A 20487-nucleotide genomic window follows, 5' to 3' on the forward strand; every position below is an offset into this window, starting at 1 on the left:
CTTCGTGATTACATGAAAGAAGTTACAGCTTTAGTAGAAGCAAGCCTTTCAGAATGTCTTCCCAGCAGTTGGGACGTTCCTGCGAATCTCAGGGAATCGATGCAATACTCACTTATGGCAGGGGGCAAACGGCTGCGTCCCTTGCTTGTTATTGCTGCGGCAGAAGCTTTGGGCGGCAGCCGAGAAGCAGCGCTTCCGGTCGCATGCGCGATTGAGATGATCCATACGTATTCATTAATTCATGATGATTTGCCAGCCATGGATAACGATGATTATCGAAGAGGCAAGCTGACGAATCATAAAGTGTATGGTGAGGCAATGGCGATACTTGCGGGAGATGCTTTGCTTACGCATGCTTTTTACAGCATTGTTCAAGCAGCTCGTGGGCATCAGGTCCCTGCAGAGCAAGTACTCAATATTGTAGAAGATTTATCTGTGCTTGCCGGTCCTAAAGGCATGGTTGGCGGACAAGCTGCTGACATTGAGGGAGAGCAAGGGATTACGGATCTGGACCAACTAAAATATATTCATCTGCACAAAACCGGTGATCTCATCATCTTCTCATTGATGGCTGGGGGCAGAATCGCGAATGCTACGGAGGAACAGCTTACAGCGCTTGCGGCTTTCGGCCGTCACTTAGGGCTCGCTTTTCAAATTCAAGATGATATTCTCGATTTGACAGGCGATGAAGAGAAGCTCGGAAAGAAAACGCAGAGTGACGTTAAACAGCAAAAAGTAACGTATCCCTATTTTATTGGAGTTGAAGCTTCGATATCCGAAGTGGAGAGACTCACTCAAACAGCAAAAAAAGCAATAACGGACGCAAATTTCGCTCATCCGGAGCGATTGCTTGAAATCGCGGATTATTTAGTGAAACGCGATCATTAATGATCACGTATTATTGAAATAAGCCCTATTGTGATATAATGAAGTATATATTTTATCAATTGTCAAATCGTTAATTAAACTCCATGTGGATGGAGTGTTTTTATATCTGGGAATAACCAATCCAATGAAAGAAAGCAGGGAAGTCACGTGCTGCTTGAACACATTAATCAACCTAGTGATATTAAAAAATTGTCGGTTGAGGAACTAGGCACATTGGCAGCGGAAATCCGCCAGTTTCTTATTGAAACGCTGTCCGTAACAGGAGGGCATCACGCATCGAATTTAGGTGTGGTGGAACTGACAATCGCTTTGCACTATTGCTATAACAGCCCGAAGGATAAACTGATCTTCGATGTGGGTCATCAAGCGTATGTACACAAAATTTTAACAGGCAGAATGGATCGTTTTGATACGCTGCGCAAATATAAGGGATTGTGTGGATTTGTTAAACGTTCAGAAAGTGAGCATGACGTTTGGGAAGCAGGACATAGCAGCACATCGCTTTCTGCAGCTATGGGTATGGCGCTTGCTAGAGATCTTAAAGGCGAGAAAAATAAAGTTGTTGCGATCATTGGCGATGGCGCTCTTACTGGCGGCATGGCTTTTGAAGCACTGAATCACATTGGCGCTGAGAAGAAAAATTTGACCGTAATACTTAACGATAATGAAATGTCCATTGCGCCGAACGTAGGTGCTATGCACAATTACTTAAGTAAAATTCGTTCAGACAGACATTATTTACGTGCTAAAGACGAAGTGGAAATGCTGCTCAAGAAAATTCCGGCTATTGGCGGTAAGCTCGCTAAAACAGCGGAACGGATGAAAGACAGCTTGAAATATATGATGGTGCCTGGCATTTTGTTTGAGGAGCTTGGATTTACGTATTTAGGTCCAATCGACGGGCATGATCTGCCGCTCATTATTGAGACATTAAATCAAGCGAATAATGTGACAGGTCCAGTTCTGATTCATGTCATCACAACAAAAGGGAAAGGGTACTTACCTGCAGAGAACGATTCCCATAAATGGCACGGTATTTCTCCATACAAAATTGAGTCGGGCCAAATGCTGAAAGCAGCAGGGGTTCCGATGTACACAGAAGTGTTCGGAGAGACGCTGATCGAACTGGCTGAACAAGATAAACGAATTGTAGCGGTAACTCCAGCAATGCCGAGCGGCTCGGGACTAATTCCATTTTCTAAACAATTTCCTGACCGGATGATAGACGTAGGGATTGCTGAGCAGCATGCGGCAACGATGTGTGCGGCGCTCGCATTAGAAGGAATGAAGCCGGTATTCGCAGTATACTCCACGTTTATGCAGAGAGCATATGACCAAATTGTTCATGATATTTGCCGTCAAAATGCAAATGTTATTTTTGCTGTAGACCGGGCTGGATTTGTTGGAGCCGATGGTGAGACTCACCAAGGTGTCTATGACATCGCCTTTATGCGTCACATTCCGAACGTCGTTATGATGATGCCGAAGGATGAGAATGAGCTTCGTCATATGATGAAGACAGCTCTCGAATATAATGATGGTCCAATCGCTATTCGTTATCCTCGAATTAACGGCAGAGGCGTGGCACTTGACAAAGAACTTAAGCCAATACCTATCGGAACATGGGAGAAAGTGCGTGAAGGTGAAGATTACGCGATTATTGCCATTGGACCGATGGTTCAACTGGCTGAAGAAGCAGCAGATCAGCTGAAGAAAGAGGGCGTGAAAGTTGCCGTTGTCAATGCCAGATTTATTAAGCCGCTTGATGAGAAGATGCTTCTTGAGCTCGCTCAGTCAGGCACGAAGATGATTGTACTTGAAGAAGCTTCTGAAGCTGGCAGTCTTGGCAGCGCCGTCTTGGAATTTTATGCGAAGCAAGGAATTGATGATGCTGTCGTTCGGTTGATAGGGATTCCAGATATTTTTGTTGAACATGGAAGCATTAACGAACAACGTCAAGAAGTGGGACTTACTTTGGAAGCTGTTGTTCAAGAGGTAAAATCATTGATTCCTGTAAACCGTTATAATTATGGTAAAACCAGCAACCCTTTATAGGATCGAAAATTAAGCATCATCATACAGGAGAACGCAATGGTAAGCCAAAAAGAACGTATTGACGTCTTGCTTGTGGAGCAGGGCTATTATGAAAGCCGTGAAAAGGCTAAAGCAGCCATTATGGCAGGTCTTGTCTATGGGGACGGGGACCGTATTGAAAAAGCGGGAACAAAAGTACCTAGAGATATTCAGCTCACAGTAAAAGGTGCAGTTCATCCTTATGTAAGCCGCGGCGGCTTGAAGCTGGAGAAGGCGCTTCGCTTATTCAATATTGATATGAAAGATCGTGTTATGCTTGATATCGGCTCTTCAACCGGAGGATTCACAGATTGTGCGCTTCAGCATGGAGCCAAATATGTGTATGCGATCGATGTAGGCTACAATCAACTTGATTGGTCACTAAGAAATGATGAACGTGTCTGTGTCATGGAGCGAACTAATTTCAGGTATATGACACCTGAAGATTTGACAGGTCCAGCTCCTAACTTTGCAAGTATAGACGTGTCTTTTATTTCATTAAAAATGATTCTTCCTCCGCTCAAAGCATTATTGCAGAAACCTGCGGACATCGCAGCATTAATTAAACCGCAGTTTGAAGCTGGCCGTGAGAAGGTAGGTAAATCGGGCGTTGTTCGTGATTCAAAGGTTCATGAAGAAGTGCTGATGACGATACTCACCTTTGCAAGAGAACAAGGCTTTGAGCTGAAAGGACTAACTTTCTCGCCAATTACCGGCGGTGAAGGAAACATTGAGTTTCTGGCCTACCTGCAGCTGCAAGAGGAATTAACAGCAGATCATTCACTAGTGCAGCCTCTTGAAGAGTGGGTAAAAAAAGTGGTGCAAGAGGCATCACATACGTTTACAGGTGGGCAAAAGGCTCCGAGATGATCGGAGCTCTTTTCATACTTGTCAAAGGAACGTATGTTCTTATATAATGAAAATTGATAATGTTCAATAAAATCATATTTGCTGAATGAAAGAGCTCACCTTTTTCGCAAAATAAAGGAGTTTTTTTCCTCGGACGCGAATGTATTGACGAGGTGAGAAGAATGGAAGGAAGAAACGATGTTATCCTGATGTTCTTGATCGGCGTCACTGTAGTCATCATTCTGTTCTATCGGCTTAGGGGCTGGTCAGATGAGAATGAAGCTTCTGTGCTTATTCCGGAAATGATGCCTATTCGTGAAGAAGAGATTTTTGATCATCCAGCATTAGATATACTCAGTGATGCCGGATATGAAGTGCTCAGCGGCAAGATGCGAATACCGATTCTTTTTGATGCGGACGGTGTCCAGTTACATAGCCGATTATACATTGATTATTTGGTCAGTCGTGATCATGCAACTTATATGGTAAAATTAGCGAGGGAACGCAGGCCTGTTGAATGGACAGGAAGTGCAGTCCGAAATGAGTTTTTGCATTATTTTTTGCTCTACCCTGAATGTAAGGGTTTATTATATGTCGATGTTGCGCAAAAAGAAATCAAGGAAGTATATTTACGTATGAATGATGATGAATATGAATGGTATGAGTAAAATTACGGGAGGCTTTTATGAAGGTTCAGCGACATATGAAAATACGTGAAATCATTACCCAGAAGGACATTGAGACACAGGACGAGTTAGTCGAAGAACTAAGAAATGCTGGTTTTCAAGTGACTCAAGCGACTGTTTCACGTGATATTAAAGAGATGATGCTTATCAAAGTGCCGACAGATCAAGGCACATATAAATATTCAATGCCGACTGATCAGCGTTATAACCCTGCCAATAAATTAAAAAGAGTGCTTGCAGAATACTTTGTTCATATTGATTACACCGGCAATTTGGTAGTCATCAAATGTTTGCCAGGATCGGCTAACGGTGTGGCAGACATCATTGATGACATGGAATGGTCTGAAGTTATGGGTACGATTAGCGGGGACGATACGATTCTGCTTATTTGCCGTACGCCGGAAGCAGGTAAAATGGTTGTAGATCAAGTGATGAGCTTTCTTTCTTAACAGTGGAAGCAATAAGTAAGTTGTAAGGGTTGACCGGAGGTGTATAAATCAATGTTAGTCACGTTATCAATTCGTAACTTAGCTGTCGTGGAAGCTGTCGATGTTCATTTTCATCCTGGCTTTCACGTGCTGACAGGTGAGACAGGCGCAGGTAAATCGATTATAATTGATGCTCTTGGCTTGATTGCGGGTGCCCGCGGCTCAGCTGATTTAATAAGGTATGGGTGTGAAAAAGCAGAGATGGAAGCGCTCTTCGATTTAGAGGACAACCATCCTGTTTGGAATACGCTTGCGGAATTCGGAATTCAAGGCGACCGTGACGAGCATTTGATTATTCGTAGGGAATTGACATCACAAGGGAAAAGTACATCACGCATTAATGGTCAGCTAGTCAATTTGTCGATGCTCAGAGAAATCGGTGAACAGCTAATTAATATTCATGGTCAACATGAGCACCAAAATTTACTTCGTATTGACCGCCATTTAGCGCTATTAGATACATACGGAGAGACTATTATTGGTCCAATTAAATCTCAATATCAACATAAATATTATGAATTTATGCAAGTAGAACACGAGCTGAATGAGCTGTTGGAATCAAGTCAGAAGGCTTATCACATGCTTGATTTGTACCGTTTTCAGTTGGAAGAGATTGCTGCTGCTGACTTAAAGGTCGGGGAAGATGAATTACTTGCCGAAGAAAAGGTAAAGCTATCGCATAGCGAGAAAATGATGGATTCTGTATCGGATGCTTATCAGTTATTGCACGGTCAACAAGGATTAGATTCCATTCGTAAAGTGATGGCCAGACTTGAGGATATATTGAAATATGACAGCAAAGGTATTCAGCCGATGTTTGAACAGCTTCAATCCGCCTATTATCAACTGGAGGATGTGGCCTATCAGCTTCGAGATTATCGGGAAAATATTGAATTTAATCCTGCCAGACTGGAAGAGGTTGAGCAGCGACTTGATTTAATTTCAGGACTTCGCCGCAAATATGGAGAAAATGTTGAGCAAATTATTGCTTATTATGAACAAATTGAGAAGGAAACAGAGCTTCTTGAAAATAAGGATGAGCGTATAGAACAGCTTCATGCAAAACGCGATAGTCTTCTCCAAGAAGTGCTTAAACTAGCCACTGAATTAAGTGCGGTTCGCAAACAATGTGCAGCGGATTTGGCCGTTCAAGTGGAGCGGGAACTTAAGGATTTACAAATGGAGCGTACTTCCTTGCAGGTCAAAATCGAATACGTCGACGATCCAAACGGTTATGAGCTGAACGGACAAAAAATTCGGCTAAGCAAGCAAGGACTGGATACGGCTGAATTCCTTATTTCTCCGAACCCAGGCGAGCCGCTGAGACCGCTGTCTAAAATCGCATCTGGCGGTGAATTGTCGCGGATCATGCTGGCACTGAAGACGATTTTTGCAAGGCATGATCAAGTTCCTGTCTTAATCTTTGATGAAGTGGATACCGGTGTCAGTGGACGTGCAGCTCAGTCTATCGCTGAGAAATTGTATAATTTATCGTCTACATGCCAAGTATTCTCGATTACACATCTTCCGCAAGTCGCTTGTATGGCAGACCATCAGTATTTAATTGAGAAACAAGTTCATGACGGAAGAACAATGACACAAGTTGAAGCTTTATCCGAAGAGGGGCGAGTTAAAGAGTTGGCACGGATGCTCGGCGGAGTGGAAATAACGGAAAAAACACTTCACCATGCACAGGAAATGTTGAAGCTGGCTAACGATAAAAAAGCTTAAAAATCAAGGCCAGAACAATGTTTGACAGTAATAAAAGACCGAGGCCGAGGTTATCTTATAGGTACGCAATTGGCGACCACCTTTTCGTCAAGCGAAAGAAGCAAAGGGAGCGTGACAGCCATTGAAATCCAACCTCAGCCTAAGATTGCTCGGTCTTTTACTTGCCTTTTTCGTTTGTTGTCTAGGCACATCAGAATCTCTGCAGAGCTTTGCATCCATACCGAATGAATTGCGATTATTTACCGGCCAGCAGGCACGGATTAATTTAGCTATGCCAGTTCAGGGTCGGATAGTTGTGAATCATCCAGAAGTTCTGCACTTGAATGGATTAGCTTCCAAGTCTTTAAATGTATCTTTGAACAATCCGCTTCGAATTACTTCACAGCAGGCAGGCAAAACTCTTCTCACACTTAAAATATTTGGGGGAATTCCTCTCAAAACGGTAAGTGTTAATGTCATTCCGGATCTTAAAGTAATACCTGGTGGACAAACCATTGGTGTAAAAGTGAAATCTGCAGGCATATTAGTTGTCGGTCATCATTTAGTTAAGACAAGCGATACATCTAAAATATCTCCAGGAGAAGAAGCAGGCATTCAATTAGGTGACTTAATTACACACCTCAATGGTGTAGCTACTAATGATGTAAACAAAATGGCGCAAACTGTTGAGCAAGCTGGACTATCGAAGAAGCCGCTCAAAATAACTTTGAAACGCGGAAATCGTGAGGTTAGAACGAAAATAACACCTGCATATGATGTCGATGATAAAGCATGGCGTTTAGGACTGTACATTCGTGACTCCGCTGCAGGTGTAGGGACATTGACCTTTTATGCTCCTAATGAAGGTGTGTATGGAGCACTTGGTCATGTGATCACAGATATGAATACACAAACGCCGATTATTGTTGGCAGTGGGCAAATTGTACAATCTAATGTTACTTCGATTTCTAAGAGCCAAGATGGCGAACCTGGTGAGAAGCGAGCTCATTTTCTTAGAGAAAGCAAAGTGCTTGGCAGTATTGAACGCAACACACATTTCGGAATATTCGGGAAAATGAACGAAAATCCAGATCACAGCCTTTATAATACTCCTATTCCTGTAGCCTTCTCCGAAGAGGTAAAGGAAGGACCTGCTGAAATTTTAACTGTCGTAAATGGACAGCAAGTCGAGCGTTTTAAGGTTGAGATTGTCCATGTTTCACGTCAAGATGCACCTGCTACCAAAGGAATTGTTCTGCGAATTACCGATCCTAATTTGATTGAAAAAACAGGTGGTATTGTGCAAGGAATGAGCGGAAGTCCGATTGTTCAAAATGGTAAGCTCGTTGGTGCTGTAACTCATGTGTTCGTCAATGATCCGAAGTCTGGATACGGCTGTTTTATAGAGTGGATGCTTCAAGATGCGGGAATAATGCTAAAACAGAAAAGTACGCCTGACAATCTTAAGGCAAGCTAGCCTTAAGATTTTTTGTCGAACAAATTCGAATAGGCTCAAAACGTGTAGCAAAATTATTAATTATATATCAATTGTGAAAAAAAATAAACAAAAAACATTATGGCGGAAGGATTTTAAACAGTCATGTCGAATCCTTATTCTGGAAAGAAATTAACAATTTGTAACCGTCACTTTTCAGATGAAAAAAGGAGGAAGCGCATTGCAAAAAATTGAAGTATTATTGGCCGATGATAATCGCGAGTTTACAACGTTATTATCCGAATACATTTCAGAGCAAGAGGACATGGTTGTCTCTGGCATTGCTTATAATGGCGATGAAGTGCTGCATCCGATTCAAGAGTCCAGAAAAATACCCGATGTACTTATTCTGGATATTATTATGCCTCATTTGGACGGCCTTGGTGTATTAGAACGGTTACGTGACATGAATTTGTCACCTCAACCAAAGGTGATCATGCTCACTGCTTTCGGACAAGAAAATATTACTCAGCGCGCAGTGCAGCTTGGGGCCTCATATTACATCCTGAAGCCGTTTGATATGGAAGTGCTGACGAATCGTATTCGTCAATTGGCCGGTACACAGACCCATACATCTAGTGGAAGTTCGATGATGACAACGACGAGATCCAATGTTGTCCCTCTTGGTAAAGGTAAAAATTTAGACGCGAACATTACATCGATCATTCATGAAATCGGTGTTCCTGCACATATTAAAGGATATCAATACTTACGTGAAGCCATTACAATGGTGTATAACAATATCGAAATTTTGGGAGCGATTACGAAGACTTTATATCCAGCCATTGCTGAGAAATTCAAAACGACTCCTTCTCGCGTAGAACGCGCCATCCGCCATGCGATTGAAGTTGCTTGGACGCGCGGCAACATTGACAGCATATCGCACCTGTTCGGCTACACAATCAACATCAGCAAATCGAAACCGACCAATAGCGAGTTCATCGCGATGGTAGCGGATAAGCTGCGGATTGAACATAAGGTGAGCTGAGTATTAATAAATTAAGCAAAAATACCATTTCATTTAAGGTTGAATACAACCGTCAAATGAAATGGTATTTTTATTTTCTTTGCAATTTTAATTTCCATAAAATGTTACTATTAAAATTTCATTAAAGTAGCATTAAAATATGGTTAAAATCTTAGCTTTATGATAAATTGTATTTTGTCGGTTTTTTATACATACATGGGGAGGATGACATCATTGAAAAAACCAATTTATAAAAAATGGTGGTTCTGGCTGATCATTGTTATTGTAGTGATTGGTGTTGCAAATGCTAACGGCAACAGTGACAACACTGCTCAATCTACAACGGCTACTGAAAAAGCTTCTGTTGATAACAAAGGGAAGGCAGAAGAAAAAGCTGAACCGAAGGCTGAGGAAATCAAGGCAGCAAAAGTAGGACAAGCAGTTGAAGTTGGCAAATTGTCCATTACAGTAAATAAAGTGAAGAAAACGGACAAAATCGGAGACAATGAGTTCCTGCAAAAGAAAACAGATAACCAGTTCATCGTACTTAATGTTTCGATTAAAAATAATGACAGCGATGCACGTACTTTAGATTCAAGTATGTTCAGACTTAAAGATTCAAAAGGTACAGAATATGATCCATTGCCAGATGGTGATATGTACGTTAATAATGGAGATACGCTATTTTTGGCACAAATAAATCCACATATTACGAAAAAATCGAATATTGTGTTTGAAGTTCCAAAAGATGATAGCGCATATGTATTAGAAGCGGACAGTGGCGTTGGATTTAAAGCTGGAGAATCCGCACTTTTCGAAATTACTAAATAAACCGAATAAACCGATCAAAGAAGTCTTGGATATTTTCCAAGGCTTCTTTGCATTTTTTAATATACATGATTAGCATTATTTACTAGTTGAATCATCTTTTCTCAAGGGTTATATTGGTATTGCCATTATCAATAGATACATAACATCTTAGGAGGGTACATACTTTGAAGAAAAAATGGCTTTCTACTCTACTTTCTGTCGCAATGATGACAATTGCGATACCAAGTGCGTTCGCTGCAGCGCCAGCACAAAACAATGTCGCTCAGTATTTTCCATCAGACGTTAAAGGACATTGGGCAGCCAATGTACTGAATGATTACGTGTATGCTGGAATCCTTAAAGGCTACAATGAAAATGGTAAAGTGTCTTTGAAGCCTGACAGCTCTGTAACAAGAGCAGAATTTGTCGCAATGCTCGTTAGAGCAGCTGAACCAGCTACTTCGGTCACACAAGCAACATATGGTACGACAGCAACTGATGCAACATATGGTACAGCAACTGGAGCAACTTATGGCACAACAGCTACAGGAGCTACATATGGTGCAACAGCGACAGAAGCTACATACGGTACAACAGTAACAGGTGCTACATATGGCACAACTGTAACAGATGCAACATATAGAAATACAGGTACACAATTACCGATCGTTAATGTTTTCTCTGACGTAAAACAAGGCGATTGGTTCTACACTGCTGTAGTAGAAGCGTACTCTCTTGGTATTGTGAAGGGTGTGGACGCTACTCATTTCAACCCTAACGGAAAAATTACTCGTGCAGAAATCAGTGCAATCCTGTCCAGATTCTTTGAGAAAACAATTAAATTTACGGGTACAGCAAGCCATTTTAACGATATTACCAGCAATTGGGCTAAAGACGATATCGTTAAGTTGAGTGAAGCTGGTATTGCAACTGGATATAAAGATGGCGGTTTCCATCCAAAAGCTACAGCTACTCGAGCAGAGGCAATTTCTCTACTTAGCCGTGCTTTCCTTAAAGAAAATAGTCAAACAGTTGCAGATGAAACGTTGATCAACTTTGTAAAACAAGCGTTATTAGAACAAGATCAAGCATTCAAGAACGGAACATCCGATGAAATGAAGAGCAAGGTCGAAAAAAATAATGTCGGATTTGCCAAAGACATTGAATTATTCATCATCGATTTTAATTCGAAACAAGTTGCAGGTAACAAAGTGGAGCTCAATCTGCCAAAAGAACTAAACGGTCAAGTCGTTTCTAAATCGGATCGATTTGCAGTTGTCAAAATTGCAGGAGACGATACTTACTATCTTCGTAAAACACAAGACGGTTGGAAGATCTATGGATCAGACAATCTTTACAAAGGTCTATAAACATAGTTAGTTGTTACTATTGATCTAAACATGCAATGCATCAAGAAGCAGTCCCTATTCGTAGGTGACTGCTTTTTTTGTTATGATAATCATATTCCTATAGGGAGGTTTGGCATGCCAGATGTATTTTTTATTTCGGACCATCATTTTGGACATCAGAATATTATTGATTATGAATCAAGACCATTCACGAATGTAGATGAAATGAATGAGCGAATGATCGAACAATGGAATAGTATTGTAGGCCCGAAGGACAAGGTGTTCCATTTAGGTGATTTTTCATTTCTAAATCAAGAGAAAACGAAAGCGATAATTAGTCGTCTGCATGGATACAAATTTCTGATCATGGGTAATCATGACCGCGGCAGATCAAGAAGCTGGTGGATTGAAGCCGGGTTTCATGAGGTGAGTGAATATCCGATCATCTATGATCATTTTTATATTCTTTCTCACGAGCCAATGTACATGAACAAATATATGCCGATGGTGAACGTGCACGGCCACATTCATGGTCAAAAGTATGAAGGGAAGCAGTATATCAATGTCAGTGTAGAGCACTGGGACTACAAGCCGGTTTCTTTTGAACAATTGAAAGAGTTGGTTGTTGTTAGTGAAGAGCAGTGAATAAAGTGAATAATTTAATTGATTATGCTAAACGGGAAATGTTGTGAAGGAATGTTGTAATGGACGATTTAACTGATCTTTATTTTATGAATGAGGCTGTCATGGAGGGCAGACTTGCCCAAAATAAAACGGGACATAACCCTCCTGTCGGAGTGCCAAAAACAATAACTTGTCTAAGCAGAAGTGCAGCTACTGCAAAAATGTTGACAAATTAGCTTTCTATGCAAGTAATAATGGAGCTGTTGTAGGTGTGTGTAGAGATTGCAAGGCAAAAGCAGAACGACAAGAAATGCTTCCGATTTAGTACTGTGGAAAGCCCTTTGATAAGGGCTTTTTCTTTTACATCAATTTTTCACCAAAAATTGATAGCACAAAAAGCCTAGTAATGATAGATTAGTAGTATAAAAATATGCACAAATATACCAAAATCGACACGCTTCGCGGTATAAGGAGATGAATGTGAATATTTAAAAGGGAAGGCTGCTATATTTGAATGAAGATTCTACGATCAAGGTCACGACAGGAGGATTTCATTTTGAAGAAAATATTTTCGTGCATGTTAGTTGCGGCAATGGTTTTACTGGCTTTCGGCTTTACCCCTACATATGCAGCCGCATCAAAATCCATTAATGTGGTCATTGATGGGAAGGTGCAGAGTTTTGATAAACAACCAGTCACTATTAGTGGATCTGTACTTGTTCCGATGAGATCTATTTTTCAGGCACTCGGTGCCTCGGTAAATTGGAATAATAAAACTCGTTCTATTATTGCGAACAAGGGCGACACTAAGGTTGAGTTGACGATCGATTCGGCCCGTGCGAAGAAGAATGGCAATTCTCTAGTTCTTACTTCTCCTCCGAAAATTGTATCTGGCGCAACGATGGTACCTTTGCGATTCGTAGGTGAGTCACTCGATTGCACAGTGGAGTGGGATGGACAGACCAGAACGGTATACATAGATTCGAAGCAAACAAATGATGCGCATACTGACTCATCCGTAACAAGTAGTACACTTCCTAGTGTAAGTCAAATTAATCCATCTCAAACCAGTGAACTATCGACGAAACAAATTGCACAGCTTAATGACAGCAAGGTCGTACTGGTACAGTTGAATAATGCCTTAGGCAGCGCTGTAAGTGTAGGCAATGGGGTATTCCTTACCAATTACCATGTCATTGATGGAGAGACATCTGGTTATATTGTCGATCTCAAGGGTAACAAGTATGAGATTGGCGGGGTTGTTGCATACGACAAAGATCTTGATTTAGCGCTTATCAAATTGAAAGATCTTACGGGGAACTGGAGCTCGGTTGATATCGGAAATCCGGCTGAGCTGACAAAAGGCGACAAAGTCGTAGCGATTGGCAGTCCTTTAGGATTTCAGAACACGGTCTCTGAAGGAGTAGTCAGCAACTTCATGACCGATAAGGGAGTTGACTATATCCAGACTAGCGCACCGATTGATCACGGTAGTTCTGGGGGCGGCCTCTTTAATACAAGAGGACAACTCGTAGGGATTACAACCTTTATGATTAAAGATAATACAGCCGACCTGAACTTCGCTGTATCCATTAAAGAAGCGGAATCCTTGCTTAATGGAATTAAAGGAAAGTCATTCTCTCAAATGAGTACGTCGAGTTTAAGCAGCGTATCTCAAGCAGAGCAACCGGCTAATCAAAGCAGTACTTCATCGACTTCTGCGTCTGAAGCAGCGAGCAGCATTGAGTCAGCGTTAAACGATGCGGCTACGTACATCCCTACATCTGTCGGGAATCTATCACTAGGAGATTGGCAGACGAAGGTTGACGACGATGGTACTATACTTGTTGCAAATACAATGCCTGTTGACAGCTACGCTACTTATTTACAATATTACGACCAAATCGAATCGGAGGTTCATGATTGGGCCGACCAAGTCATTGGACAAGCCATTGCCAAACATTACGGTGATCACAAGATTTATATTGGAGTATTATTCACAGGTGAGTTTGATACCTATCCTTCCTCATTTGAATCGTCTGAAATTACTTCAACGTCTGACGGGTATGAAGTAACACACGCATTTATCCTTGTATCTATTGATGGAAAAGTAGATACCTTAGTTAGGCCATAATGTTTACAACATACCGCTCTTTATTGGATGTAAAAATCTAGTACAGCAGCGGTATTTTTTTATGTTGACAAAAAATAGTTAACAAATGAATAAATATATAATACCATTGTCTATTGGGGTAATTTTCCCATTATTAATGATAGTTATATCATGTTGCAGGGGCGATTAATCGTGTCGAAGGACAAAGGGGTACTTGTAGAAGAATTGTATGCAATACTTCAACAGCTAAAACAAAATACGGATTACCCATATTGGGGTGAAGTATTTCATATTATTCATCAATTTAAGAAATTAACCAAAGAGGATATGCCTATATATTCAATAGCGCCTGTAGGGGAGATTGAGTATGACCATGCGCAGCGAAAATTTATTGTTCGTCTTCCTGAAATGAACATTATGCTTAGTGATTATGAATTCGTTGATGCGATTGTAAAACAAGGGTTGTTTTCCCCTCATGCTTCATAACTCTATGTTTATCTTTGTTTTGTTTTTCCGTTAAATAGGAGTACAATAGATGGACATTCATTTAGTTGGAGGGGAAATGATATGGATAAGTTCAAGGCGCTTGTTATTGACGGGACTAGAAGTGAAGTGACTCGAGCAGTGAAAGAACTGACATTGGATGATCTTCCTGAAGGTGATGTGACGATTCAGGTTTTTTATTCTAGTGTCAATTATAAAGATGGTCTTGCTAGTATCGCGAACAGTACGATCGTCAAAACTTATCCGCATGTCCCGGGAATAGATCTTGCTGGGCGAGTATTAAGCTCAGCAGACAAACGATTTAAAGAAGGCGACGAAGTTCTCGTCACCGGATATAACTTGGGTACTTCGCACTTTGGGGGCTATAGCCAAGTTGCTCGTGTTCCAGCAGATTGGGTTGTACGCATTCCAGAAGGACTATCAATGAAGGAAGCGATGGCTATCGGAACGGCAGGTTTTACTGCGGCACTCTCCATCTATCGAATGGAACAGAATGGCGTAAGGCCAAATCAAGGCCCTGTTCTCGTGACAGGAGCTAAAGGCGGCGTCGGAAGCACTTCGATCGCAATGCTTAGCAAGCTCGGCTATGAAGTCGTTGCCAGCACTCGTCAATCAGGAGAGCACGAGTTTCTGAAGCAGCTCGGAGCGCATTCGGTTATTTCGCCAGAAGAGCTGCAATTACCTGAGAATAAACGACTTTTATCTGAAAAATGGGCAGCAGCAGTGGACCCAGTGGCTGGGAAGTATTTAAGTTACATATTGGCTACGATAAAATATGGCGGTTCAGTTGCCGTCAGCGGGTTTACAGGAGGAGCAGATTTCTCTGCAACAGTGTATCCGTTTATATTAAGAGGTGTCAATTTACTTGGAATTGACTCTGTATTTTGCCCAATGGATATTCGGACGATTCTATGGGATCGCATCGCCAATGAACTGAAGCCTGCAATGTTAATAGATTCCATTGGCTACGAGACGACACTTGAGAATCTGCCTGCAGCACTTGATCAAATATTGAAGGGTGAAATCCGCGGCAGAGCTGTTGTTTCACTGCAAAATTAAGTTAGGAGAAAGTAAGCAATGCATAATGAACGTATAGAGGAGTATAAGCGAAAGAAAACTGCTCTATTTGAAAGTGGAAATGTAGATCAATCTGCAAGAGAGCTAATTATAGAACTAATTGAACAACTTGAGCAATTGGCTGGGGAAAATCATCGTCTTCGAAAAGCCGTTCTAAAAGCGACATCTTCTCACCAATCGAAAATGTCTACCAAGCTTAGAGATGCGCTGTATGAATAAGACGACACAAACACCACTGCAGCAGGGAAACCTGTACTCAGTGGTGTTTTTTGCGTTATTTGAACATGTTTGGATTACCAATATTCTGATAGATTATGGTGTCATTCATATAAATTGCCTGTACATACACACCTTTTATGGAAAAAGGATATATCCTATATATAATGCAGGTGAGTGGGAGGGTGGTTCATGGCAAAACGACGAGTCAATAAAAAAGGACTAAAAAGCTCTGCATTCAAAAAATCAACTCCGATTGGACCAGCTCCTAAAGCACCGAAGCTTACCCCAATACAAATTTCTATCATCGCTGGACTGCTTTCTAACTTTTTCCAAGTGGATTCAGTGATCTATAATCGAAATAATCAATTAAAAGTGATATTAACATCCAATTCTATTACTAACCTACCTATTTTAGGACCGCCAGACACAGTCGCTGGCAGTGGCTTGCTTTATTTAGCTGAGGATGATGTATGAGTATAAATTAAATAGGCCTCAGATTACGTGTCACGTAACCTGAGGCTCTTCATTTTGGCCTATTAAAGTACGACATCAAAGTTGTGTCAAGAGGTTTGTGCTTTGCGCTTTTCCTTAAACCGAGGAGCTACATAGTTGCGCTTACGATCTCGAAAGAGAACCCAACCTGCAAGAAAAGCGATGCCTGCTGCAAATAGAATGAGACCGCCTGCAAAGTGAAGCCAATCGAAAATCGGTTTTTCATTACTTCCATGCATTGAAAAAAATAAAAATAGAGCGTCTTTCATCATGAGAAAACCGGTCGTTGCCATTAATCCTGGGATCACTAAAATAATAATCGCAATGAATCTAGAAATTTTGAGTCTCATGCAAGGTTCCTTCCTGTTTATGGTGTTTATATGGTAATCATACCTTGTTCTGCGAATGATGTCTATTTGCTGTTTGCGGCTATTTGATGAGAAACGTGCTTCTTGACCTAAAACGAGTTACAATAGTAGTATCTGTTATTAAGATCAGGTTCTAATACTACCCTTTGGAGGTTATATATTAATGACAATTTCATGTGATGTGGCAATATTAGGCGGCGGAACAGGCGGTTATGTAGCGGCAATCCGTGCAGCTCAGCTTGGCAAAAAAGTGGTTATTGTGGAACAGGACAAGCTTGGCGGAACGTGTTTACATCGTGGATGTATTCCAAGTAAGAGCCTTCTTAGAAGCGCGGAAGTGTATGCGCAAATGAAGGAAAGCGAAAGCTACGGGATCGAGGCAAACGGCGTGAAGCTTGTGTTTCCAAAGGTACAGGAGCGAAAATCTAAAATTGTGGAGCAGCTTCATCAAGGCGTGCTGTTTTTAATGCGTAAAAACAAAATTGAAGTTGTTCAGGGGAAAGGGAGAGTAATCGGACCATCGATCTTTTCTCCGCAAAGCGGTACTGTTGCTGTTGAACTCGCTAATGGGGACATGGAAACGGTCGTACCGAAAAATCTCATTATCGCAACAGGCTCTCGTCCGCGCATACTGCCAGGGCTCGAGCCAGACGGAAAATATATTGTAAGCAGCGATGAGGCGCTGACTATGGACGATTTGCCTGCCTCGATGATCATCATCGGCGGGGGAGTCATTGGAGTAGAATGGGCGTCCATGCTGAACGATTTCGGTGTGGAAGTGACGATCGTAGAAGCTGCTGGGCAGTTGTTGCCAGCAGAGGACGAAGAAATTGCAAGAGAGCTTGAGAAACTGCTTGCACGCCGCGGCGTGAAGGTGCTGACAAATGCGAAGGTGCTTACGGATACATTTGAAGCTGGAGATGGGAAGGCGGCCATTCAAGCTGAACAAAATGGCAACCGCGTCTCATTAACCGCCGAAAAATTGCTCGTATCCGTTGGACGTGAGCCGAATGTTGAAAATATTGGTTTGGAAAATACAGATATCGAGCTGGATCGAGGCTTTATTAAAGTAAATGAGAATATGCAGACGACAGAACCGCACATTTACGCCATCGGTGACGTCATTGGGGGCTTGCAGCTTGCCCACGCAGCTAGTCACGAAGGAATCGCTGCTGTACATCATTTGACCGGTGAGACCTCGCATTATGACCCTCTTCTTATCTCACGCTGTGTCTACACACGACCTGAAGTGGCTAGCGTAGGTTTGACAGAGAGAGAAGCCCGTTCCAGAGGGATTGAAGTGAGAACAGGTAAGTTTCCTTTTCAAGCGATTGGAAAAGCACTCGTCTATGGCGAACGTGATGGCTTTGTAAAAGTCGTTGCTGATGCGAACACCAATGATATTGTCGGCGTGCATATGATTGGCACTCATGTAACAGATTTAATAAGTGAGGCCGCTTTGGCTAAGCTGCTGGATGCAACTCCTTGGGAAGTGGGACAGCTCATATATCCGCACCCAACATTGGCAGAAGTTATAGGGGAAGCGATGCTTGCTGTTGACGGAAAAGCGATTGGAATCTAACAGGATATCTAACCTTAACTGATGGTTTACAAACTTGCATATTTTCTTTTTGTGCAAAAAGGGATTATAATGTGTCTATGTCTAGTCTTAGTACCAGGTTTTAAGATAAGCTAAAATATGAGGTGAATACTAAGGCTTTTATGAAAAGAGGAGGTACCTCTCATGAATGTAAATGTAAAAGGTACAGTAAAATCAACGACCAAACATGAGCAGCTTGGACTTAGCCATGAGCAAGTGAAAGAAATGTACAGATATATGGTGCTCGCACGCAAGTTTGATGAGCGCTGTCTTCTTCTGCAGCGTGCTGGCAAAATTAATTTTCACGTATCGGGTATTGGCCAAGAAACAGCGCAAGTTGCTGCAGCGTTTGCTTTGAATAAGGAAAAGGATTACTTTTTGCCATATTATCGAGACTATGGATTTGTAATGTCCGTTGGCATGACGCCGCGTGAGCTTATGCTGTCCGCTTTCGCTAAGGCGGAAGATCCGAATAGCGGCGGCAGACAAATGCCTGGTCATTTCAGCAGCAAGAGACTGCGCATTGTAACAGGCTCGAGCCCCGTTACGACGCAAGCTCCTCATGCGGTAGGCTTTGCGCTTGCGGCGAAGATGCAGAAGAAGGATTCCGTATCCTTTGTAACTTTCGGTGAAGGCTCAAGCAACCAAGGAGATTTCCACGAAGGAAGCAACTTTGCAGGAGTACTGAAGCTTCCAGTGATTTTCATGGTAGAGAACAATCAATACGCGATCTCAATTCCTGTTCACAGACAAGTTAGCGGAAAAGTGGTTGACAGAGCTCTAGGATATGGATTCCCAGGTGTTCGTGTGGATGGCAATGACGCGCTGGAAGTGTACAGAGTCGTGAAAGAAGCGCGAGAGCGCGCTGTACGCGGTGAAGGTCCGACGCTTATTGAAGCGATGATGTATCGTTTGTCTCCTCACTCTACTTCAGATAACGATTTAGCTTATCGTACGAAAGAAGAAGTTGAGGAAAATTGGAAGAAGGATGGGCTTCCGAAATTTAAACAATATTTAATGGATTGCGGCCTATGGAGTGAAGCAGAGGACGAGGCTCTTGTTGCCGAGGTTACTCAGCAGATTAAAGAGGCGATCGAGTATGCGGATAAAGCACCTTATCCTAAACCTGAAGATACGCTTCTTCATGTCTATGCTGAGAGTGCGAAGGAGGATTAATCATGGCGGTAATGGAGTATATTGATGCAATTCGCCTTGCGATGAAAGAAGAGATGGAGAAGGACGACACCGTGTTTGTAATGGGTGAGGATGTTGGCGTCAAAGGCGGCGTGTTCACAACGACCAAAGGATTTATAGAACAGTTCGGAGAAATGCGCGTCATAGATACCCCTCTGGCAGAGTCGGCTATTGCGGGTGTAGCTATTGGAGCGGCAATGTACGGAATGAAGCCGATAGCGGAAATGCAATATTCCGACTTCATGCTGCCTGCAACGAACCAAATTATTAACGAAGCTGCTAAAATCAGATATCGTTCTAACAATGACTGGAGCTGTCCTGTCGTCGTGCGGGCGCCAATTGGCGGCGGTATTTTCGGCGGTCTGTACCATTCCCAGTCTCCGGAATCGATTTTCTTTGGGACCCCAGGCCTTAAAATTATTGCGCCATATTCGGCTTATGATGCGAAAGGTTTGCTAAAAGCTGCCATTCGCGACCCAGATCCAGTCATCTTTTTTGAGAATAAAAAATGTTACAAATTGATTAAAGAAGATGTGCCATTAGACGATTACGTCGTACCGATAGGGAAGGCAAATGTACTTCGAGAAGGTACTGATATTACAGTTATCGGCTACAGCTTGCCGCTTCACTTCGTCATGCAGGCAGCCGAAGAGCTTGATGCGGAAGGAATCAGCAGCCATGTCCTTGATTTGCGCACATTGCAGCCGCTTGATCGTGAAGCCATTATTGAAGCCGCACGTAAAACGGGGAAAGTACTTATTGTGCATGAAGATAACAAAACAGGCGGTGTAGGTGCAGAGGTATCAGCAATTATTTCCGAAGAATGTCTCTTTGAACTCGATGCACCGATTATGCGGCTATGCGGACCGGATGTACCTGCGATGCCAATTAGTCCGCCGATGGAGAAATTTTTTATGCTTAGCAAGGATAAAGTTAAGGAAGCAATGCGAGAATTAGCCCTTTACTAGGGAATAGCATTTA

Annotated in this window: 21 protein-coding genes; 20 read left to right on the top strand and 1 reads right to left on the bottom strand. The window is 42.2% G+C overall.

Annotated elements, in window-relative coordinates:
* Window positions 1–12 precede the first annotated feature (12 nt).
* From J2Z20_RS02690 to J2Z20_RS02770, 17 genes are all read left to right on the top strand, one after another.
* Window positions 13–888, top strand: a complete 876-nt coding sequence (locus J2Z20_RS02690) for a polyprenyl synthetase family protein (protein ID WP_415639990.1) — start codon at window positions 13–15, stop codon at window positions 886–888.
* A gap of 147 nt (window positions 889–1035) precedes the next feature.
* The gene (dxs, locus tag J2Z20_RS02695) at window positions 1036–2943 is read left to right on the top strand and encodes a 1-deoxy-D-xylulose-5-phosphate synthase (RefSeq protein WP_209845101.1); all 1908 of its coding nucleotides are present in this window, start codon (window positions 1036–1038) and stop codon (window positions 2941–2943) included.
* Window positions 2944–2979: 36 nt separating this feature from the next.
* Window positions 2980–3831, top strand: a complete 852-nt coding sequence (locus J2Z20_RS02700; RefSeq protein ID WP_209845103.1) for a TlyA family RNA methyltransferase — start codon at window positions 2980–2982, stop codon at window positions 3829–3831.
* 161 nt (window positions 3832–3992) lie between these two features.
* Window positions 3993–4478 carry a hypothetical protein gene (locus J2Z20_RS02705; protein ID WP_209845105.1) on the top strand — a complete coding sequence of 162 codons (486 nt, stop codon included), beginning with the start codon at window positions 3993–3995 and terminating at the stop codon, window positions 4476–4478.
* 17 nt (window positions 4479–4495) lie between these two features.
* Window positions 4496–4945, top strand: coding sequence for a transcriptional regulator AhrC/ArgR (gene ahrC / locus J2Z20_RS02710; RefSeq protein ID WP_209845107.1), 450 nt, complete (start codon window positions 4496–4498; stop codon window positions 4943–4945).
* Between the two features lie 51 nt (window positions 4946–4996).
* Entirely contained in the window at window positions 4997–6715 is a 1719-nt protein-coding gene (gene recN / locus J2Z20_RS02715) for a DNA repair protein RecN (protein ID WP_209845109.1), read from the top strand.
* Between the two features lie 121 nt (window positions 6716–6836).
* Window positions 6837–8171, top strand: a complete 1335-nt coding sequence (spoIVB, locus tag J2Z20_RS02720; RefSeq protein ID WP_209845111.1) for a SpoIVB peptidase — start codon at window positions 6837–6839, stop codon at window positions 8169–8171.
* 199 nt (window positions 8172–8370) lie between these two features.
* Window positions 8371–9177: a sporulation transcription factor Spo0A gene (spo0A, locus tag J2Z20_RS02725; protein ID WP_209845113.1), complete on the top strand. Its 807-nt coding sequence runs from the start codon at window positions 8371–8373 to the stop codon at window positions 9175–9177.
* A 213-nt stretch (window positions 9178–9390) separates the two neighbouring features.
* Window positions 9391–9987, top strand: coding sequence for a DUF4352 domain-containing protein (locus tag J2Z20_RS02730; protein WP_209845115.1), 597 nt, complete (start codon window positions 9391–9393; stop codon window positions 9985–9987).
* A 164-nt stretch (window positions 9988–10151) separates the two neighbouring features.
* On the top strand, window positions 10152–11336 hold the full coding sequence (locus J2Z20_RS02735; protein WP_209845117.1) for an S-layer homology domain-containing protein: 1185 nt from the start codon (window positions 10152–10154) through the stop codon (window positions 11334–11336).
* A gap of 114 nt (window positions 11337–11450) precedes the next feature.
* The gene (locus tag J2Z20_RS02740) at window positions 11451–11960 is read left to right on the top strand and encodes a metallophosphoesterase (RefSeq protein ID WP_209845119.1); all 510 of its coding nucleotides are present in this window, start codon (window positions 11451–11453) and stop codon (window positions 11958–11960) included.
* 59 nt (window positions 11961–12019) lie between these two features.
* On the top strand, window positions 12020–12175 hold the full coding sequence (locus J2Z20_RS02745) for a hypothetical protein (RefSeq protein ID WP_209845121.1): 156 nt from the start codon (window positions 12020–12022) through the stop codon (window positions 12173–12175).
* Window positions 12176–12495: 320 nt separating this feature from the next.
* A complete protein-coding gene (locus J2Z20_RS02750; RefSeq protein ID WP_209845123.1) occupies window positions 12496–14073 on the top strand; it encodes a stalk domain-containing protein in 1578 nt (525 codons plus the stop codon).
* 171 nt (window positions 14074–14244) lie between these two features.
* On the top strand, window positions 14245–14538 hold the full coding sequence (locus tag J2Z20_RS02755; protein ID WP_209845125.1) for a hypothetical protein: 294 nt from the start codon (window positions 14245–14247) through the stop codon (window positions 14536–14538).
* An 81-nt stretch (window positions 14539–14619) separates the two neighbouring features.
* Window positions 14620–15615 carry an acrylyl-CoA reductase family protein gene (locus tag J2Z20_RS02760; RefSeq protein WP_209845127.1) on the top strand — a complete coding sequence of 332 codons (996 nt, stop codon included), beginning with the start codon at window positions 14620–14622 and terminating at the stop codon, window positions 15613–15615.
* Between the two features lie 18 nt (window positions 15616–15633).
* On the top strand, window positions 15634–15852 hold the full coding sequence (locus J2Z20_RS02765; RefSeq protein ID WP_209845129.1) for a hypothetical protein: 219 nt from the start codon (window positions 15634–15636) through the stop codon (window positions 15850–15852).
* 189 nt (window positions 15853–16041) lie between these two features.
* Window positions 16042–16326, top strand: coding sequence for a hypothetical protein (locus J2Z20_RS02770; protein WP_209845131.1), 285 nt, complete (start codon window positions 16042–16044; stop codon window positions 16324–16326).
* A gap of 86 nt (window positions 16327–16412) precedes the next feature.
* Here J2Z20_RS02770 and J2Z20_RS02775 read toward each other — a convergent pair whose 3' ends face one another.
* The gene (locus J2Z20_RS02775; RefSeq protein ID WP_209845133.1) at window positions 16413–16694 is read right to left on the bottom strand and encodes a DUF2627 domain-containing protein; all 282 of its coding nucleotides are present in this window, start codon (window positions 16692–16694) and stop codon (window positions 16413–16415) included.
* Between the two features lie 181 nt (window positions 16695–16875).
* Here J2Z20_RS02775 and lpdA point away from each other — a divergent pair, with 181 nt between their 5' ends.
* The 3 genes from lpdA (at window position 16876) to J2Z20_RS02790 (ending at window position 20474) form a co-directional block, all read left to right on the top strand.
* The gene (gene lpdA, locus J2Z20_RS02780; protein WP_209845135.1) at window positions 16876–18294 is read left to right on the top strand and encodes a dihydrolipoyl dehydrogenase; all 1419 of its coding nucleotides are present in this window, start codon (window positions 16876–16878) and stop codon (window positions 18292–18294) included.
* 162 nt (window positions 18295–18456) lie between these two features.
* The gene (locus J2Z20_RS02785; protein WP_209845137.1) at window positions 18457–19488 is read left to right on the top strand and encodes a thiamine pyrophosphate-dependent dehydrogenase E1 component subunit alpha; all 1032 of its coding nucleotides are present in this window, start codon (window positions 18457–18459) and stop codon (window positions 19486–19488) included.
* A 2-nt stretch (window positions 19489–19490) separates the two neighbouring features.
* Window positions 19491–20474 (top strand): alpha-ketoacid dehydrogenase subunit beta, encoded by a 984-nt coding sequence (locus J2Z20_RS02790; RefSeq protein ID WP_209845139.1) that lies wholly within the window; start codon window positions 19491–19493, stop codon window positions 20472–20474.
* Window positions 20475–20487 lie beyond the last annotated feature (13 nt).

Source organism: Paenibacillus sediminis (assembly GCF_017873765.1).
GTDB classification, from domain to species: domain Bacteria; phylum Bacillota; class Bacilli; order Paenibacillales; family Paenibacillaceae; genus Paenibacillus_AG; species Paenibacillus_AG sediminis.